The sequence below is a fragment of the candidate division KSB1 bacterium genome (genome assembly GCA_034506395.1).
Lineage (GTDB): Bacteria > Zhuqueibacterota > Zhuqueibacteria > Thermofontimicrobiales > Thermofontimicrobiaceae > Thermofontimicrobium.
On sequence record JAPDPQ010000017.1, the window covers coordinates 62550 to 81693 of the forward strand.

General features: G+C 47.1%; 15 protein-coding genes. 12 read left to right on the forward strand and 3 right to left on the reverse strand.

The window, feature by feature from the left end:
* Positions 1-178: 178 nt before the first annotated feature.
* The 12 genes from ONB37_12050 (at position 179) to ONB37_12105 (ending at position 13783) form a co-directional block, all read left to right on the forward strand.
* Positions 179-1159, forward strand: coding sequence for a polyprenyl synthetase family protein (locus ONB37_12050; GenBank protein ID MDZ7400891.1), 981 nt, complete (start codon positions 179-181; stop codon positions 1157-1159).
* A 1-nt stretch (position 1160) separates the two neighbouring features.
* Positions 1161-1865, forward strand: a complete 705-nt coding sequence (locus ONB37_12055) for a PTS sugar transporter subunit IIC (protein ID MDZ7400892.1) — start codon at positions 1161-1163, stop codon at positions 1863-1865.
* A gap of 48 nt (positions 1866-1913) precedes the next feature.
* Positions 1914-2666: a PTS system mannose/fructose/sorbose family transporter subunit IID gene (locus ONB37_12060; GenBank protein ID MDZ7400893.1), complete on the forward strand. Its 753-nt coding sequence runs from the start codon at positions 1914-1916 to the stop codon at positions 2664-2666.
* Between the two features lies 1 nt (position 2667).
* On the forward strand, positions 2668-2934 hold the full coding sequence (locus tag ONB37_12065; GenBank protein MDZ7400894.1) for an HPr family phosphocarrier protein: 267 nt from the start codon (positions 2668-2670) through the stop codon (positions 2932-2934).
* 8 nt (positions 2935-2942) lie between these two features.
* Positions 2943-4715 carry a phosphoenolpyruvate--protein phosphotransferase gene (gene ptsP, locus ONB37_12070; GenBank protein ID MDZ7400895.1) on the forward strand — a complete coding sequence of 591 codons (1773 nt, stop codon included), beginning with the start codon at positions 2943-2945 and terminating at the stop codon, positions 4713-4715.
* A gap of 27 nt (positions 4716-4742) precedes the next feature.
* Complete coding sequence (locus tag ONB37_12075) at positions 4743-5792, forward strand: bifunctional phosphoglucose/phosphomannose isomerase (GenBank protein MDZ7400896.1); 1050 nt, start codon at positions 4743-4745, stop codon at positions 5790-5792.
* On the forward strand, positions 5785-6723 hold the full coding sequence (locus tag ONB37_12080; GenBank protein ID MDZ7400897.1) for a hypothetical protein: 939 nt from the start codon (positions 5785-5787) through the stop codon (positions 6721-6723). The genes ONB37_12075 and ONB37_12080 overlap by 8 nt, the downstream gene beginning before the upstream one ends.
* Before the next feature lie 130 nt (positions 6724-6853).
* Entirely contained in the window at positions 6854-7987 is a 1134-nt protein-coding gene (gene metK, locus ONB37_12085; protein MDZ7400898.1) for a methionine adenosyltransferase, read from the forward strand.
* 563 nt (positions 7988-8550) lie between these two features.
* Positions 8551-9819, forward strand: a complete 1269-nt coding sequence (gene ahcY / locus ONB37_12090) for an adenosylhomocysteinase (protein MDZ7400899.1) — start codon at positions 8551-8553, stop codon at positions 9817-9819.
* 73 nt (positions 9820-9892) lie between these two features.
* Entirely contained in the window at positions 9893-10429 is a 537-nt protein-coding gene (locus ONB37_12095; GenBank protein MDZ7400900.1) for a hypothetical protein, read from the forward strand.
* Between the two features lie 101 nt (positions 10430-10530).
* Positions 10531-11658: a DUF3524 domain-containing protein gene (locus tag ONB37_12100; GenBank protein MDZ7400901.1), complete on the forward strand. Its 1128-nt coding sequence runs from the start codon at positions 10531-10533 to the stop codon at positions 11656-11658.
* Positions 11659-11812: 154 nt separating this feature from the next.
* A complete protein-coding gene (locus ONB37_12105; protein ID MDZ7400902.1) occupies positions 11813-13783 on the forward strand; it encodes an ABC-F family ATP-binding cassette domain-containing protein in 1971 nt (656 codons plus the stop codon).
* A gap of 161 nt (positions 13784-13944) precedes the next feature.
* Here the strand turns inward: ONB37_12105 and ONB37_12110 are convergent, their stop codons facing one another.
* The 3 genes from ONB37_12110 to ONB37_12120 all read right to left on the reverse strand — a co-directional run bounded on the left by ONB37_12110 (position 13945) and on the right by ONB37_12120 (position 19089).
* The gene (locus tag ONB37_12110) at positions 13945-14877 is read right to left on the reverse strand and encodes a DUF72 domain-containing protein (protein ID MDZ7400903.1); all 933 of its coding nucleotides are present in this window, start codon (positions 14875-14877) and stop codon (positions 13945-13947) included.
* A gap of 283 nt (positions 14878-15160) precedes the next feature.
* Positions 15161-17128: a Na+:solute symporter gene (locus ONB37_12115; protein MDZ7400904.1), complete on the reverse strand. Its 1968-nt coding sequence runs from the start codon at positions 17126-17128 to the stop codon at positions 15161-15163.
* Positions 17129-17223: 95 nt separating this feature from the next.
* Positions 17224-19089, reverse strand: a complete 1866-nt coding sequence (locus ONB37_12120; GenBank protein MDZ7400905.1) for an MFS transporter — start codon at positions 19087-19089, stop codon at positions 17224-17226.
* Between the last annotated feature and the right edge of the window lie 55 nt (positions 19090-19144).

Genomic DNA, 19144 nt, shown 5'->3' on the forward strand with positions numbered 1-19144 from the left:
AATGAAATTGCTTCCCCATTTAATTTTATCTAAGCTGGCTAAATGATCTTATCCTTCGGTGAGGATGGAAATAAAAATTCCAAATCGATTGAAAAGAACATTAAAACAATTTGCAGTGGGGGAATGATCACGTATGCTTTTAATTGGCAGATAGAAGAATAGAAATAGGACGTTCCGAATGGCAGCGATAAGCGATTTCCAAATACGGATGGAATATTATCGTGCCCTCATCAACGAGCGACTTTCCGCAGTGGGGCGAAAAAGCGATCCTGCTTCGTTTTATGAGCCCGTTCGATATGTACTGGAGGCTGGGGGCAAACGAATTCGACCGATATTGGTGATCCTGGCCTGTCAGGCGAGTGGCGGCAGAGTGGAATCGTGTCTGGATGCAGCGGTGGCCGTGGAGATCCTACACAATTTTACTCTGGTCCATGATGATATTATGGACAGGGATGATTTACGTCGCAACCGCATGACGGTTCATAAAAGATGGGATGAGGCCACTGCGATCCTTGCCGGGGATGGATTGGTAGCCTTGGCGTATCATTATCTATTCAAAACTGAGCATGGAGATCTCAAGACCATTGCTGATATTTTCACAAAGGGTCTTATTGAAGTATGTGAGGGACAAGCGCTGGACAAAGAATTTGAGGGTCGGTTCGATATCGGTCTCGATCAATATTTGCTGATGATTGAGAAAAAAACCGCTCGATTATTAATGATCGCATCTGAAATCGGTGCGATCATCGGTGGGGCGAACCAAAGACAACGGGCGGCATTAGTAGAATTCTCGCGCCAATTGGGGAATGCCTTTCAAATTCAGGATGATCTGCTGGACATGGAAACCACATCAGGCAAGACGTATGGCAGCGATATCAAAAGGAAAAAGCGAACATTATTATTGGTGCATGCTTTCGAGCATGCTGAGCCCAGCATCCGAAAGCAGCTCTGGCAGATCATGCACAAACCAGAGATCAGTGATGAGGATGTGCAGCAGGTTCGAGCACTATTGGATGTCAGCGGCACGCTTCGCTTTGCCAGCGAACAAGTGGAGCTTCGGATTCAGCAGGCTCGACAGGAATTAGCTGAGCTGGCCCCGTCAGATTCGCGGGATGATCTCGCATTGCTTTTGCAGTGGATTATGGAGAGGAAAGCATGACATGGAGCTATTCCCGACACTATTATTAGTCAGCTTCATTGGGGGAATAGTGGCAATGGATACGGCTGCTGCTTGGCAGATCATGATCTCCCAACCAGTGGTCGCCTGTCCTTTGCTGGGATGGTTGCTTGGCGACGTAGAACTCGGGCTTACCATCGGAATTTTATTAGAGCTTCCGTGGCTGATCAATATTCCCATGGGAGGGGTTCATGGCGCCGAGGGAAACTTGGGGGCTGTCGTGGCGACCAGCCTGAGCATTTATTTGAAAGCAGCCGGTATCAATACCGAAAATATCGTGATCATCATTTCGATCCTTTACAGTCTGCTGATCAGTCGGATTGGCATGGTGATGGTCGATTATATGCGCCAGGCGAATTTGGGGTTGTTGCATCGGGCTGATATCGCCGCTCAACAAGGTGAGCTCAGTCGGATTACCTGGTTGAACATGATGGGAGTTTTTTATTCTTTTTTAATGGGGGCAGGATTGGTGGGGATCGGTTATTGGATTGGAGTTTTGGCTGTTAAGCCAGTGGCCGCCTTTATTCACCAACAGTTCGATCCAGCCTTTGGATTGGCAAAATGGGGCTTGCTAGGTCTTGGGATTGGCGCTGTGGCGACATTGTTTGCTAGCAAAGCAACGCGATGGTATGTATTGATCCCCCTTTTCGTTGGCATCGTCGCATGGGTTGTCACATCGATCATATAGTCACATAGTCGTTTTGCGGATTCACATATTTCATCACTTGTGGGACGAATGGGTCTAATAAGAAAAACAGATCTAATTAGAGTGCTGTTGCGATCCTTTTATGTTCAGGGTAGCTGGAATCCGGAGCGATTGCTGGCGCTAGGATTTTGTTTTTGTATGATTCCCATAGCCAGAAGGCTGATGAACAGCAAAGCTGGGCTAACTGAATTTTTGCAGCGGCATCTTGATTTTTTTAACTCGCATCCCTATATGGTCACTTATGCGCTTGGTGCTGTGGCTAATATCGAGGAACAGGCGATCCTCAAACGTTGGGATGACAAACGGCCAATAACCGTCCTGAAAAATAGGATTATTGGTCCATTGGGCGCTATCGGTGATATATTGTTCTGGCAGCTCATTCGACCAGCGCTGGGATTGCTCACAATCAGTCTGTTGTGGATTTTTGGTATCGGGGCAGTCGCGTTCTATTTATTGGCTTATAATTTTGCTCACTTCACAGTGCAATTCAAAGGTTTGTTCGATAGCTATGTTAAAGGTTTCGATGTCGTCCGCATTTTGTCGATGCGGGGCTTGCAAAAATATCTGACCCCGCTCAAAAATATGTTCGCTGGGCTGATGGGTGCTGAATTCGTGGTGCTGATGAGGAAGATCCAGTTGGAGACCAATTCATGGCGCGCGGTTGCCATATTTGCGATAGCAGCGCTCGTTTCGTTTCTGGTGGTTCGGAGACAGAGAATCACGATCGATTTGCTGGTGATCATCGTAATCTGTGGTTCAATAATCATAGGATTGGTTATTTAGTGTGCTAGTTCGAAAGGTGACAATTTTAAATTCGTTGGGACTTCATGCGAGACCCTCGGCTCAATTTGTCAAGGTGGCCTCGAAATTTAAGTCGGATGTATATCTATCAAAGAACGATCGGGAGGTCAATGGGAAAAGCATCATGGGTGTAATGACACTGGCCGCAGAGATGGGAAGCACCCTCACCATTCGAGTCGATGGGGAAGATGAGGAGCTTGCTATGGAAGCCCTGGTAAACCTGGTGAATGCAAAATTCTACGAAGAGTAGCGCACGATATGGCTCGTATTAAGACAGAACATAAGCCAATGGTTAAGCTGAAGGGAATTGCGGCTTCCCCGGGCATTGCCATCGGCAAAGTTTTCCTGCTGAGCGGGGATGTAGTCAAAGTGGAAGAACGCGATATTCCAGAAGCGGAGATCGATAAGGAGATTGAAAAATTTAAGCGAGCAGTTGAGCTGACCCGACAAGAGTTGAGCGAAATTCAATCTCACGCTCGCCAGACCATGGGCAAAGAAGGTGAGCGCATTTTCGATGTGCATCAATTGCTACTATCGGACAGCGTCATTTACGAAGAGACGATCACCAAGATCCAGCGGGAATGTAAGAACGCCGATTTCGCTTATTTTCAAGTCATGCAGAAGTTCCAGGAGTCTCTCGAACAGGTCAATAATGACTATTTCCTTGGTCGTGTAGCCGATATTCGAGATGTGAAACGCCGGTTGATCCGCAACATTCAGGGCAAAGAACCACGCTATCTGAACGGAATTACCTCGCCAGCGGTGATCGTCGCCCCGGATCTGACGCCATCGGATACGGTAATGCTGGATCGTCGGAAGGTGCTGGCCTTCGCAACAAACAAAGGCGGGAAGACCTCCCACGCCGCTATTATGGCACGGTCGTTGGAAATCCCTTCAGTGGTTGGATTGGTTAATATCACCGAACATGTTCAGAATGGCGATACCGTGATCGTTGATGGCAATGAGGGGGTGGCGATTGTTCGACCCAGTTCGACTGAGATCAACAAATACGTCAAATTGCGGGCCCGGTATGATGAGGAGACCAAGGCTTTGGCTGCCATCCGGGATCTGCCGTGTCGCACACTGGATGGCAAGGATGTGGAGCTGTCAGCCAATCTCGAGTTCACAGGTGAAATCAACGCGATCCTCAATTATGGAGCCAGGGGAGTAGGATTATTTCGAACAGAAAATCTATTTTTAACCCGACTTGAGTTGCCCACAGAGCAAGAGCAATATGAAGAATATTATCTGGTGGCTGAGAAGGTCAGTCCTTATCCAGTCATTATCCGGACGCTGGATTTGGGCGGCGATAAAAAAGCACCCAGTTTGGATATTCCCGACGAAGAGAATCCTTTTCTGGGCTGGCGGGCGATACGACTTTGTCTCGAGAAAAAAGATGTATTCAAAACGCAGTTGCGAGCGATTCTCCGCGCCAGCGTCATGGGGAATGTCAAAATTATGTTTCCAATGATTTCGTGCTTGGAGGAGATTTTTCGTGCGAAAGACCTCGTGGAAGAGGCGAAAGACGAGCTTCGCGCCAAGAAGATCCCGTTCGATGAGCACATTGAAATCGGTGTAATGATTGAAATCCCATCCGCAGCCATCATGGCAGATGCCATTGCTGAGGAAGTAGACTTTCTTAGCATTGGCACCAACGATCTAATCCAATACACATTGGCGGTTGATCGCAATAACGTAAAGGTCGCCAATCTTTATAAACGGCTTCCTCCTGCTGTATTGCGGATTATCAAAGATGTCGTTCATGCTGGACATAGCAAGGGCGTATGGGTTGGTATGTGCGGCGAAATGGCGGCTGATCCACTAGCCACTCTGATCTTGTTGGGACTGGATCTTGATGAGCTAAGCGTTACGCCCTCTCGGCTGCCAGAGGTAAAAAAAATCATCCGAAATGTTTGTTTTGAGGACGCTCAAAAAATTGCCGAACGAGCATTACAGATGAAGACTTCCGAGCAAGTTGAAACGTACATGCGCAACGTGATGCTAACGCGGTACAAGATGAAAATCAATTAGGGTTCACAAAGGGATACGCAAAACAATATGGTTGCTCATATAAATCTGCAAGCATTCGACAGCGCTAACATGCTCAAGCTGCTGATTGATTTTCCGATTCAATTTCAACAGGCACGTCGCATCGGCGAGGCGTTGCGCTTTGAAATCGATAGGACCAAAATAAAAAATATTATCTTTGCTGGAATGGGCGGGTCAGCGATTGGTGGAGATCTGATCGTATCATGTCTGAATGATCAGCTCCGGATTCCTGCTATTGTGAATCGAAATTATTCGTTGCCAGGATTTGTTGATCAAAATTCGCTGGTGATCGTTTCCAGCTACTCAGGAAATACTGAAGAGGCGCTGAGCTGTTATGACCTGGCTCAATCCAAAGGGTCGGTCATCGTTGCCATTTCCTCTGGCGGAAAGTTGGCTGCTCGGGCGCAAGCTGATGGCGTTCCGCTAATCACCATCCCCGGGGGCGCACCTCCGCGGACTGCTCTCGGTTATTTGAGTGTGCCGATCTTGGTCTTGCTGAAAAATTCGGGCATGGTTACTCTCAGCCCTCGGGTATTTGATGAGACGGAAGAACTATTGCAACAGAACAATCAGCGATATTGGCCGGATGCAGCGGAGAACCCGGCACTGAATTTAGCACAGCAGTTGCGCAACAAATTTCCAATCATCTATTGTGCTGCGGATTTGTTAGCGCCAGTTGCCTTACGGTGGAAGGGTCAGTTTTCGGAAAACAGCAAAGTTCTGGCGTTCTACAACGTATTTCCTGAATTGAATCACAATGAAATTGTGGGGTGGGATCAAATTCCTCAACGGCTTCGCGATTTTCAGGTTGTTTACCTTCGCGATCGAGAAGATCATGTGAGAAATCAAAAGCGGATGCTTATCACGCGCGCAATACTCGAGCGTGTGACCGATCCAATCATCGAGCTCTATGCGGAAGGGGAATCACGGCTGGCGCGATTGATGTCCATGGTTCAATTGGGAGATTGGGTGAGCTACTATCTGGCGATTCTGGCTGGGGTCGATCCAACGCCGATCGAAAAAATTCAACTATTAAAGGATCGCTTAAGCCGTGAATAGTCCGACAAATTGCAATTGGCTATCGTTGCTGATCACGCTAGCGCAGGTGATTCGCAAAGCTGTCTATCCATGGCTCAATTCAGAATCGGCGCGCCAATTATCAGGTGTGGCCCATAGCGGCGACGTGACCTTTCAATTAGATACAATCGCAGAACAAGCGGTAGAAACCTTTTTGACTCAGCAACAAGTTCCGCTGGCTTACTACACCGAAGATCGAGGGCTGGTCTGTGTTGCAGCTTCTCCGGAGTATCTATTGATTATTGATCCTATCGATGGAACGCGACCAGGGTACAGCGGTTTTGAGGCCAGTGTGGTTTCCATCGCCATGTGCCGCTACTCAGATCAGCCGAAATTTCGAGAAATCTCTCACGCCGTGGTGCTGGAATTAAAAAGTGGCAATTTGTTCTATGCAGAAAAAGGCCGGGGAACCGTGGTGTGCAGCACTGACCCTCAGCTTGCGGTTCGACTATCAAAAAATTGTGCTCTCGATCGGCTGCGCTGGAGTTTTGAGGTGGTTGGACGACCGATCGCTGAGATCGTCAATCGGATCGGACCATTGATCGATCAGTCATCATTTCGGGGCGGCGTGTATCTGTTCAACAGTTCTGCGTTCGCACTGACGCGGCTGGTGACAGGACAATTAGATGCCTATATTGATATAACTGGACGAAGGGGAGAGGAGGTGCCTCAGCGCAATCGAAACCTGCCAAGGTCACCCCATCAACCGATCATGGGATTGTTCGCTTATGATATCGCTGCGGCTTATCTGATTCTAAAAGAAGCGCAATGTTGGATTTCCGATGACTGCGGTGAATCATTGGACGATCGCTCCCTGATCAGCAGTGCCACACTCTCCTGTGTTGCTGCCAGCAATCTCGATTTACACAAAAAGCTTATTGATTGGCTCACTGCCAAAAACGAGCTCAGGTAACGAAATGAACTTTCAGGCTGAACTTTTGGCAATTCCCCCAGAATGGATGGGAGGAAGGCGAGTTCAGCATTTTTATAATTGATGTGATTGAATTGTTATTCGTTGACTATTTAAGCCAAGGAGCAGAAACATGAGATCCTATTTATTCACCTCAGAGTCTGTGACGGAAGGACACCCAGATAAATTGGCGGATCAAATTTCAGACTCGGTTCTTGATGCGATTTTCCAAGAAGATCCATTCGGTCGCGTGGCATGTGAAACCCTCGTGACCACAGGTTTGGCCATCGTGGGCGGAGAAATTACCACTAAATGTTACGTGGATATCCCTAAGATCGTTCGCGAATTAATCCGAGATGTGGGCTATATCGATGCAAGTTATGGCTTCGATTGGCAGACGTGCGGTATTTTGACAACGATCGATCAGCAATCGCCTGATATCGCCATGGGTGTAGATCGCGAAGGCGCTGGAGATCAGGGGATGATGTTCGGTTTCGCCATTGATGAAACCGAGGAGCTAATGCCAATGCCAATTTTGTTAGCCCATAAATTAACCAAGCGCCTCGCTGAAGTGCGCAAGAAAAATATCCTGCCTTATTTGCGTCCGGATGGAAAATCCCAGGTGACCATCGAATATGTGGATGGAAAACCGCGTTGGGTCAATACGGTCGTGATTGCCGCGCAACACAGCCCTGAGGTAAAATTGGTCGATCTTCGCCATGACATCATTCAGCATGTCATTAAACCAGTGTTGCCGCCTCATATGGTCAATGATCATGAGATTATTTATCATATTAATCCAACTGGACGATTTGTGATCGGCGGTCCGCAGGGAGATGCGGGATTGACCGGTCGAAAGATCATCGTTGATACCTATGGAGGCTATGCGCCTCATGGTGGCGGTGCATTCTCTGGCAAAGATCCAACCAAAGTGGATCGCTCTGCCTCCTACGCAGCTCGATATGTGGCGAAAAATATTGTTGCGGCCAAATTGGCCACCAAATGCACCATCCAGTTGGCATATGCTATTGGCGTGGCTGAGCCAGTATCGATTATGGTCGATACGCACGGTACCGGCGTGATCCCTGATGAAGAGATCATGAAGTTGGTCGTAAAGCATTTTGATCTAACGCCAAAAGGCATTATCGAAAAGCTCATGCTACGCCGGCCGATCTATCGTAAGACAGCAGCTTACGGCCATTTCGGACGAAACGAACCCACATTTACCTGGGAGAAAACCGATATGGTGGACGTCCTGGCGCGGTGACCAGTAACTTAACGAAAAGACTTGACAGCTATTTAGCACCTGAACGAAAACCATTAAATTTGAATTAAAAATGTCATTCCGAACGAAGACACGAATCTGGTTCCCCTGAGATTATTTCATCTACAGATTTCTTGTTACGGTCGAAATGAAAGAGGAGAGTTTTCGCCCAGACACTAATTCGTGTCCGAAAGAAAACCTGTAGAATTTATAATTTTGAGGGGAGCGAAGCGGAAATCAAGGAATCTGGTAGTGCCAATAAATTAGGGTTCATCAGATTCCTTGCTTCGTTTGGAATGACAAAACAAGATTTTTCGTTCAAAAACCAATTAGCAGGTTATGAGAAGCCTGTCCGGCATTGTGTGGATGGCAGGACACCAAAATTGTAAATCCAATTTGATGCTCTGTCTGTCTGCCGATTGGTGAACGGTCAGAAATGAATATCAATTTTTTAAAGGATCAGTTGTGAGTTTCAGGGGAAGGCAGTTCAACGATAGCTTGATCCTCAGAAGCTAAAATTTTCGTGCTACAGAACGATGATATCAATTTCGGATAGGAGGTTGGGTGTGAAATACGATATTAAAGATATTGGGCTGGCCGAATTGGGGAGGAAACGGATCGAATGGGCCGATCATGATATGCCAGTATTACAACAGGTTCGAGAGCGCTTTGCCCAGACGCGACCTTTGGCTGGTTTGCGAATGTCAGCCTGTCTTCACATCACGGCTGAGACGGCCAATTTGGCACGAACGCTGCAAGCGGGCGGTGCGGATTTGGTGTTGTGTGCCTCGAACCCATTGTCGACCCAGGATGACGTTGCAGCAGCACTAGTGAAAGAATATGGCATTGCCGTCTTTGCGATCAAAGGCGAAGATACCGAGACCTATTACCAGCATATCGATGCAGCCATTGCCCATTCGCCACAGGTGACCATGGATGACGGAGCTGATTTGGTTTCGACCATCCATTTCGATCATCCTGAATTATGGGATAAGGTGTTAGGCAGTATGGAAGAGACTACCACCGGTGTGATCCGATTGCGCGCGATGGAACGCGACGGCGCGTTGAAATTCCCAGTCATTGCAGTGAACGATGCGCTGACGAAAAATTTGTTCGACAATCGCTATGGCACCGGTCAATCGACAGTAGATGGCATTATTCGGGCGACCGATATCTTGTTGGCAGGTAAAACCGTGGTAGTGGCTGGCTACGGCTGGTGTGGGCGCGGATTTGCGATGCGTTGCAAGGGAATGGGGGCCAATGTCGTCATCACCGAAGTGAACCCTATTCGGGCGCTGGAAGCGGCCATGGATGGCTATCGCGTGATGAAAATGGAACAGGCAGCTAAAATCGGCGATCTGTTCTGCACCCTGACCGGTGATATTCATGTGATCCGTCCCGAGCATTTCGAATTAATGAAAGACGGTGCGATTGTCGCAAATTCGGGACATTTTAATGTTGAGATCGATATCCCCGGGCTGGAACAAATGGCAGTCGACGTGCGCCGCCAGGTCAGAAATTTCGTGGACCAGTATGTACTGAAGGATGGTCGACGCATCAATCTGCTGGCTGAGGGGCGACTGATCAATTTGGCGGCTGCTGAGGGGCATCCAGCTTCTGTGATGGATATGAGTTTTGCGACCCAGGCGCTGACCACCGAATGGGTGGTCAAAAATTCTGAACAATTGAAGGCCAAGGGACCTAAGGTGTATAATGTCCCTTCAGAAATCGAAGATTGGGTTTCACGATTGAAACTGAAATCGATGAATATCGAGATCGATGAATTGACTGAGGAACAGAAACAATATCTGGCTTCATGGCAGATGGGGACCTAACCATTGGCCTCTGCCTTGCAATTCCACAAAGCAAATGGAAAGTTAGCTACATGAACGATGGAGAGGTGTGAAGATGACTAAAAAATATAATGAAATTTTTTGGCTGCTAATGGTTTGGTTCACCCTAATGTGGGGCTGCGGCAAAAAGGATGAGTCAAAAGTTGGGGAATTGAAGTCCAAAGAATTAGTAGCCGATAGCAGCAGCGATGCCTGGACCATCAAGCCAAAAGCATTGAATTATGATTCGCTATTAGTTGTCCTCAGCGACATAGTCGAAGCTATTCGAGAGAATCCAACTGATTTGGATTATCGCCACCAATTGGTAGCCGCTGGCTATGATAGTGTTTGGGGAACGATCGTTTCCCCGGGATTTGGCAGGCCACAATCGGATGCTGAGAGTGGCTCGCTCGCTGAGAAATATGCAGAACGCGCCGCCATTGCAGATGCCCTCCGCTGGGCTGCCTGGATTAAGCGTTGGTCAGAAAACCCCAACGCCCCGCTGGACACACTTCAAGTAGAAATCCAGCAACATAGGATCGTCGCAAAGAAAGTGCTGCCCGATCATAGCGTTTCCGTATTGATCGAAGTCCATCGCTCCCATATTTTATGAAAGCAGATGATCGTCTTGGTTTCATCGTGCCAGATATAGGATTTTGGGCCTGAAATGAACTCTGGTGCGATTTGATAGCCTGGAAAGACCGTTTGCAAAAGATGAAAATTCTGATCCTCGAACCTTACTTTATTGGCTCTCATGCTGCCTGGGCTGAAGGATATCAGCGTCACAGTCAGCATGAAGTTGCCATTATGAGTTTGCCTGGTCAATTTTGGAAATGGCGCATCCAGGGCGGGGCGATCGCGCTGGCGCGCCAATTCCTGACCAACTCGCTAAATCCTGATCTGATCATCGCCACCGATATGTTGAACCTGCCAGTGTTTCTGGCTCTGACGCGACATCGCATTGCAACCATTCCCATTGCTATCTATTTTCATGAAAATCAGCTTGGCTATCCCTGGGCGCCCAGAGATCGGGATTTCTTGCACCAGCGCCATGACCATTATGGATTCATCAATTATGCCTCGGCCCTGGTCAGCGATGCGGTGTTCTTCAATTCAAAATTCCATCAAACGACCTTCTTGGACGATCTGCCTCGTTTCCTCAAAAGATTTCCCGATTATCGCGAATTAGACACCATACCCAAGATCGCTGCCAAAAGTCAGGTGCTCCCCCTCGGTCTGGATTTGCAACGTTTTAGACAAATGCAGCCCACCTTGCCATTAAAAGGTGATGGTCCCCCGCTGCTACTTTGGAACCATCGCTGGGAGCATGATAAGAACCCCGAGGAATTTTTTCGGGCGCTTTCCGTGCTTCAACAGCGAAAACTGGATTTCCGCGTCGCTATTTTGGGGCAAAATTTTCGGAAATCGCCGCTCGAATTCGAACAGGCCCGCCAACTACTAAAGGACAAGATCATTCAGTTCGGCTTTGTTGAAGAAATTCAGAACTATGTCCAGTGGCTCTATCGAGCGGATATTGTGCCTGTCACCTCGCAGCACGATTTCTTTGGCGCCAGTGTCGTAGAAGCGATCTATTGCGGTTGCTATCCATTCTTGCCCAAACGATTGGCATATCCAGAAATCCTCCCCATCGAACATTTTCAAGAAAATTATTATAGCTGTTTCGATGAGTTGGTCGAAAAACTATCGCGATCGATCATAAATATTGATTCTATCAGGAAACAAAACTTATCGGCTGTTGTAGAAAAGTACGATTGGAACAATATGGCAAAAATATATGATGAACAATTTGCCAAGGTCGAACTTCATAGCGATAGGATTTAGATGGAATGAGAACAAGGCTGTTACCAGTTTGAAAATCGCTTTGTCCAATTATCGCAAACGAAAATAAGGAAATTTTAGCCCAGTTTTCCAGTTGGGGTGAAAAGAAAGCATAAATTTTAGGACGTCTCATTTTAAAGATAGAACTTTTCAGTGCATGGTACAGATAAGAGAACTCTGCTATTCGATCGGCGCTCGGGAATTACTAACGAATATCACATGGAACATTCAGCCGCACCAGCGAGTGGCGCTGATCGGTCCCAATGGCGCAGGAAAAACCACTCTTTTGAAAATCATCCATGGAGATCTCAAATGTCACAGTGGCAGCATCATTAAGCCGCGTGGCTATAGGATTGGCTATCTGCCGCAAGAGGAAATTGTCTTGAACCGCGGCACGGTTCTGGATGTCACGTTGGAAGGGCAGCCTCAAATCCTCGAATTGGAGACAAAGATAAGCGAGATTCACCACGCTCTGACCAAGGATCGTTCAGACGGAGCGGCGCTTTTGAAGCAACTGGGAGAGTTGGAGCAACGCTACGAGGCGATGCAGGGGTATCAATTAGAGGCCAAGGCGAAAGCAATTCTCTCAGGCTTCGGGTTCTCGACGAGTGATTTCTCACGCCCGATTGCCGAATTCAGTGGTGGATGGCGCATGCGAGCCTACTTGGCGCGTCTACTTCTCCAAAATCCTGACCTGCTCCTATTGGATGAACCCACCAATCATCTTGACCTTCCATCATTAGAATGGTTGGAGCAATACTTATTGGACTTCCCAGGCAGTATCGTGTTAGTTTCGCATGACCGTTTCTTTATCGATCGGCTGGCACAAGAAATCTACGAACTTGAGCGAGGCAAGCTAGAACATTACCCTGGAAACTACCATTATTATGAAAAACAGAAGCAATTAAAGCAGAGACAACTTGAAGAGCGCTACGAACAATTAAAGGACGAACGCGAAAGACAGCAACGTTTCATCGAACGATTTCGTTATAAAGCCACCAAAGCGGCTCAGGTCCAAAGTCGCATCAAACGGTTGGAAAAGTTGGAGCAAATCGAGCTACCAACATCCGCTCCGAAATTTAAATTTCGATTATCAGTGCCGTTCCATAGCTATAAAGATGTGGTTCAAATAAAAGATATGGCTTTTCGCTATAATGGCGATTGGGTTTTTAAAAATGTCCAGCTCAATATTTATCGGGGCGAGCGATTAGCCCTGGTCGGTCCTAATGGGGCCGGTAAGACCACGCTCACCCGGCTGATTGCTGGCGAGCTGAAACCACAGCTCGGGTCAATTGAAATTGGCAAGGCCACCACCATTGGCTATTACGCTCAACACCAGATCGATGCGCTGAATTTAAAAGCTACAATTTATGATGAAGTGGCATCAGTTACCCCTATGGACCGAATTCCGTACATCCGTAACGCACTAGGCATTTTTCAGTTTCACGATGATGACGTGTTCAAGCCTATCGAGGTCCTTTCTGGGGGTGAGAAAGCTCGGGTATCACTGGCGAAAATTTTGCTTTCTGCAGTCAATTTTCTGATTATGGACGAGCCAACCAATCATCTGGATATCGCCTCACGAGATGCACTGGAACAAGCGCTGTCTGACTATGACGGAACATTGTTGATTATCTCGCACGATCGATATTTTCTCGATAAATTGGTGCATCGGGTGATCGAAATCAAAGCAGGGGCTTTGAAAATTTATGAAGGGAATTACTCTGATTATTTGGCACGCCGGGCTGAAGAAGCTGGGCTTTCAGAGTCACCGGCAAAAAGATCCAAACCTACGAGCCAGCCACTCGGTCCAAAAACTAAAGAACAACGCCGGCGTGAAGCCGAGGCGCGACAGGCGATCAGCAAAGACCGGAACCGGTTGACCCGTCAGATTGAATTATTGGAACAGAAGATCGCTGCGCTCGAATCTCGCAAAACCGAGATCGAATCCCTCATGGCAGATCCAGCCACGTACAAGGATCCCGCCTTAGCCGCCTCCCTGCCGTATGAATACTCGCAGATTAAAGATGAATTGGCGACCTGTTATGATCAATGGGAGCAGGCGCAATTAGAACTGGAGCAGGTTTTAGAAAGCATCGCTTTAAAGGTTCGCGAAGGTGAAAAATAGTTAACGCACTCTGTGACAAAAATATTATCTCTATTAATCTTCCTTTATAGCAAACTACCCGCCATTAGAAAATCTTGATGGATTAAGATTGTCTCGCTCTTTGGATAATAAAATCGCATTCATACTGCCAATCAAAATCTCGATTCCTTTCAAGATGTGTGCTATGGGAGAGAAGATTCTGACTGGCTATTTGTTTGGGTAAGCCGCAGTCGCTCTTCAATCATCTTCTGAAGCGCGGCGATGGTTAATGGCGCACATCCTTCTGCCCGGTTATTGATCAACAAATAGGCGATCTTGCGGGATTGGATCGCAATTTCCACCAGCTTCATGATATCGGCGCGCATTTCAGGCAGCGGAGCGATAACTTTATCGTACGGCTCGAATTTTTGGACCGTGGCCTCGTAACCCATGCCCAATGGCGTTAAAATTCGTGCTACGATGAAATCGGCCGTCACACTGTCATATTTTAGCTGCTCTGAAATGGGGGGCATATAAGACCAATGATTGAACACGTGAGCCACTCCGTGAGCCCGCAATACATCAAAATAGGCCGGGGCAAGGAAATTTTTATTTCGGATTTCAACGCTATATTCAAAATCTTTGGGCAATGCAGAAAAAAAACGGTCCAGATCCTCGCTAAATTGACTAACGTTTTTTTCACCAGTTTTAATGTATTGAAACTCAAAAATAAATGGCCCAGTGTGATCGCGAAAGACCTGTTGATAGGGAGGCAGGACAGTGCTAATGAACAGCTCAGGATTCAAAAAGTTGGGATTAAGCTGGCCTTTCAAATTGCCATAGCGCACCTGATTGGGAAAGCGATAAATAGTGAGTTGCTCCCAGACCTTGCTGCAAGCTTTAAAACCGGAGGGAAGTTGTTTCGCGTAATGTTCCAACAATGCAATAGTAGGGGGTTGATAGAAAAACAGGTCCATTCCCACTGTTGAAAAGCGTGGGTCAGCAGCATACTCTGCAAGGCAATCCCTTTTAAAGTTGTTCGGCGAGTAATCTTTAAAATAAACGATCCCCTTCCAGCCTTCGAACGCCCAGGAGGAACTCCCAAAACGGATGTAGTATCGATAATTGTCGCGCATGTTTTCCTCAATTTGATTTTTTATTCTGAGTGCCTTTCCAGCGAAAAAATTGTCACGATTTTTAGACTTGAAGGGCACAACAAAATGAGAGGCAAATATGGTCTATTGTTGGTTTCAGCCTGGATCTGCAAATGTGGTTGAAGCCACAAGCTTTTTACGCGGCAATTGATTAGGTTTTGTTCAATCGAACACATTTGTCCCCTGAAAATGGATTGAGGCGGCAGCTTAAAAGCAATTCAAACCGCCAGACCCTGTGCGTTGCAAATTTTTTATAGGCAGATATTCAAGCCTGCCACTGCTGAGAAGACAAATATCGAAGCACCATCATAATGCTAAAACATAGAACTCCAATTAAAAGCATTCCGACCCACTTATTTCCAACCAGGAAATTGCCGACACTCAACAGAGCGGAGAGAACCGCGGCGATGGCAAATAGCGCTCCGAACATGTTTTTACGGGTAAATAGTGACCCAGTAATAATGGTACTTGAAGGCAGTTTTTCAGCTATCCGTTTCCAGCCAGGACCGCCCGGCTGGACGCGAGAGTAAAAAGCGATTAGTTTCGATTCATCAACCGGCGCTGTTAGCATCGTGACAGTAAGCCAAACCACCGATGAAATTGGTACGGTATAGATGAGAGTCCAAGGAAATTTTTTCTCGGGCAAGGTAATGATCAGTACAACAACGATCGCTACAATGGCTAAAAATATGATGAAAAACGATGATTTGATATATTGGCGTCGCCATTGTTTGCAACATAATCCCAAAGAGAAGAGCGCTCCAAGGCAAACCAATGGGATCGTTATCAGAGATGCCTTTAATATGATTTCAGAACGAATGAATAAAATTAGAGCAACAGAAGCGATAATGGAAGATATTGCTGAGATTTCAGACCAGGCATTAATGCGCCACCAATACCAGCGAGCGATATAAACGATGCCGATGCCTGCGTTGATTGCGGAAAATAACAACCAGCCAACAAAGATATCATTCATAAAAAAAGAAATCACTCCACCAAGTACAGCCATGAGGATTGTCGTGGCGATTGACACAACAACATAATGCCGTTCGCTGGCGTTTTTATTAATAAATGGTCGGTAAAAGTCATTAATGAGGTAAGAAGCCCCCCAATTAATTTGGGTGGAGATGGTGGACATGAAAGCGGCTAAAAACGAAGCCAGCATCATTCCTAGCAACCCTGGTTTCAAAAAGGTCAGCATGCTGGCGATATAACCCAATTCTGGGTCAGGTTCCAATTTTCCAGTTAGCGGGTTTTTTGAAGCAATGCCGGGGAAGTAAACCGCAGCAACCATTCCTACCACGATCCAGGGCCAAGGTCGCAAACAGAAATGGGCAATATTGAACCAGAGATAGCCTAAAAAAGAGTGCTTTTCATTTTTGGCGGCAATCATTCGCTGAGCGAAATACGCGCCACCATCGGTGTTGCCAACAGTCCACCAAAGCAGCAAAAGGTAAACGAGAAAGATTGTGAAACCATGGTTTGGAGCCTGGATCGAAGGGATGATTGAAATCATCGAACTGGCGCGGTCTGGACCGTACAGCTCTGGAAGCTTATTCAAAATAGCGGTCATCCCTCCAACTGCTTGAACCGAAACTACTGCCAATACGATCGCCATCCCCATAGCGAAAAAAAACTGAAAGAAATCGGTGGCCATAACCCCCCAGAGGCCAGAGACTGAGCAGTAGGCACCAGTGATCAAGATGCAAATCATTACTGCCCAAATTTTGGGGAGCTGAAAGGTCAATCCCATGATTTTGGTCATGGATAAATTCACCCAGCCCATAATGAGGCAATTATAAGGCAATGCGAAATAAATCGCTCGAAAGCAGCGCAAAATTTTGGCGGGCCGACCAGAGTAACGCAGCTCCACCAGCTCCGTGTCGGTTAAAATTTGTGCTCTGCGCCAAAGCCTCGAAAAAAAATAAACGCCGAGCACAAACATGGGGATCTGAGACCACCAGAACCAATTCCCCCAGATGCCCTGTTTAATTACCAATCCACTGATGGCCAAAGGGGTATCCGCTGCAAAAGTCGTTGCGACCATGGAAGTGCCCAACAGCCACCAGCTTGACCCCTGGCCCGAAGCAAAATATTCGCGAATATTTTTCGTCCCTCGCCTGCTGAAATAAACCCCAATTCCAATTGAGATAACAATAAAAAGAACGATGACGCACCAGTCAATCATCGCCAATTGGTTTTTGAGCGCGTATTCCACTGGCTCGATGTTCATTCAAAAACCTCATCTTTCATGACGACTTCGTAATTATGCCATAGGGTAAAACGCCAGCTCTATTACTGAATTTATGGTTCAAATCCGCGGCGAGGTTATTTCTTTTTGCCAAATTCAGGATCAATGGGCAACAGTTTGACGATGATGAAGCCTGGAATCGTACAAAACATGACCCAGATAAAAAATTTCTCATAGCCGATGATCTCCTGAAGCCAGCCGCTGATCATGCCAGGGAGCATCATGCCGAGCGCCATAAAACCGGTGGTTATAGCAAAATGAGCAGTTTTATATTTGCCCTCAGAGATATAGATCATATACAGCGTGTAAGCGGTGAAGCCAAATCCATAGCCCAACTGTTCGATTCCTACACAAAGGTTAATAATCCAGAAAGAGTCTGGTTGGGCATGGGCCATATAGACGTAAACCAGATCTGGCACATTGATGGCGATCACCATTAGCCAGATCCATCTTTTAAGTCCATCGCGGGCGGCCAGAAAACCACCGATTAAACCGCCTACTGTGAGCATTGCTAGTCCGACAGTGCCATAAACAAATCCGATCTGCCCCGTGGTCAGTGCAATACCGCCTGCTTCCTGCCGATCTAATAGAAATGGAGAGGCCAGCTTCACCAATTGCGCTTCGGCCAAACGATAAAGCAATAGAAACGCCAGGGCAATGGCGATATTTTCTTTCTTAAAGAATGAGATGAACGGATCGATAAAATTTTTTAGAAATGTTTTGAGACTGGGAATGGAGCGCGCCTCATCTTCAGCCGGATAGGGCAATATAATCCGATGATAGATCGCGAATAAAATGAAAAGCCCAGCCAGGAATAGAAAGGTGATGGTCCATGAAAGGGGAACATTGCCAGCGCGAGTTACGAAGCGCGCCTCAGCAGGGACTTTCAGTTTCGCATCCAGTTGGATGGCGGCCATCACTGGCTTGTTCCAATTTTCGGCGGTGAACTCAAAGCGGCTCCCCTCTACCAGAGAAATATTTTTATCCCCAGATTCTCGGCCAAACGTCACAACAATCTTCTTGTTTGGAGGGGGCTGATCAGATAAATGGATATAGACAGCGCCAAAGTTTCCGGTATCGGCCTTCTGTTGCGAGCTCACTGATTCGATTCTAAATATTTTCCTTATGATCTCCTTCAATGGGTTGCTTATATGCTGCTGCCACCAGGAGACTTTTTTCGGTTGTTGAGTTGGCAATTCGATCTTTTGTCCCTGCGCCCTATTCCACTCCCGAACATGGGCAAGAAATTGGCTGAATTGCTGATTGCCCACCGTTTTCAATGGGATTTCCAATTTCGCAGGCGTCACCACGACCCTGAGTTTCCCAGGTTGCGGAATGACCATCAGGCTTTCAGGCCCAACCCACGTGGGACTGGTCTGAGCGATGTGAACAGCCGATACAGGTACTGTCACTGGTGGCAGACCAGAATGGCTTTCGACATACCCTGCCAAGATCACCAATAGCCCCTGACCGGTGAGCATGGCAAACCGATAAAAGGTACTACGAATGCCGACAAACCATGCCTGGTCATGCTGGCTGAGCCCCAACATATAAAAACCATCGGCTGCGATGTCGTGGGTGGCAGAACTGAAGGCCAATAGCCAGAAAAAGGCGAGAGTGAACTGGAAAAACTTCGAGAGCGGAATGGTCAAAGCAACGCTGGCCAAACCAGCTCCGATTAACAATTGCATGGTCGGAATCCAAAAGCGTTTTGTTTTTAACAGATCCACCACTGGGCTCCAAAGCGGTTTAATCACCCATGGCAAATAGAGCCAACTGGTGTATAGCGCAATGTCCGTGTTTGAAATCCCCAAACGCTTGTACATAATTACCGATACCGTCATCACTACAATGTAGGGGATCCCCTCGGCGAAATATAAGCTTGGAACCCAGAACCAGGGAGAGATTTTTTTGGTTGCAAGGTCATGCACTGAAGCTGCCATTTAGTAGGTCTCCATTTTGACTCTTTGGATGAGAAATTGAGGATGCACAAATCAT

Excerpts from the sequence above, each read along its gene's own strand:
- ONB37_12050 (MDZ7400891.1), top strand. The coding sequence starts at position 179 with ATGGCAGCGATAAGCGATTTCCAAATACGGATGGAATATTATCGTGCC.
- ONB37_12055 (MDZ7400892.1), top strand. The coding sequence starts at position 1,161 with ATGGAGCTATTCCCGACACTATTATTAGTCAGCTTCATTGGGGGAATA.
- ONB37_12060 (MDZ7400893.1), top strand. The coding sequence starts at position 1,914 with ATGGGTCTAATAAGAAAAACAGATCTAATTAGAGTGCTGTTGCGATCC.
- ptsP (MDZ7400895.1), top strand. The coding sequence starts at position 2,943 with ATGGCTCGTATTAAGACAGAACATAAGCCAATGGTTAAGCTGAAGGGA.
- ONB37_12075 (MDZ7400896.1), top strand. The coding sequence starts at position 4,743 with ATGGTTGCTCATATAAATCTGCAAGCATTCGACAGCGCTAACATGCTC.
- metK (MDZ7400898.1), top strand. The coding sequence starts at position 6,854 with ATGAGATCCTATTTATTCACCTCAGAGTCTGTGACGGAAGGACACCCA.
- ONB37_12095 (MDZ7400900.1), top strand. The coding sequence starts at position 9,893 with ATGACTAAAAAATATAATGAAATTTTTTGGCTGCTAATGGTTTGGTTC.
- ONB37_12100 (MDZ7400901.1), top strand. The coding sequence starts at position 10,531 with ATGAAAATTCTGATCCTCGAACCTTACTTTATTGGCTCTCATGCTGCC.
- ONB37_12105 (MDZ7400902.1), top strand. The coding sequence starts at position 11,813 with ATGGTACAGATAAGAGAACTCTGCTATTCGATCGGCGCTCGGGAATTA.
- ONB37_12110 (MDZ7400903.1), bottom strand. The coding sequence starts at position 14,877 with ATGCGCGACAATTATCGATACTACATCCGTTTTGGGAGTTCCTCCTGG.
- ONB37_12115 (MDZ7400904.1), bottom strand. The coding sequence starts at position 17,128 with ATGAACATCGAGCCAGTGGAATACGCGCTCAAAAACCAATTGGCGATG.
- ONB37_12120 (MDZ7400905.1), bottom strand. The coding sequence starts at position 19,089 with ATGGCAGCTTCAGTGCATGACCTTGCAACCAAAAAAATCTCTCCCTGG.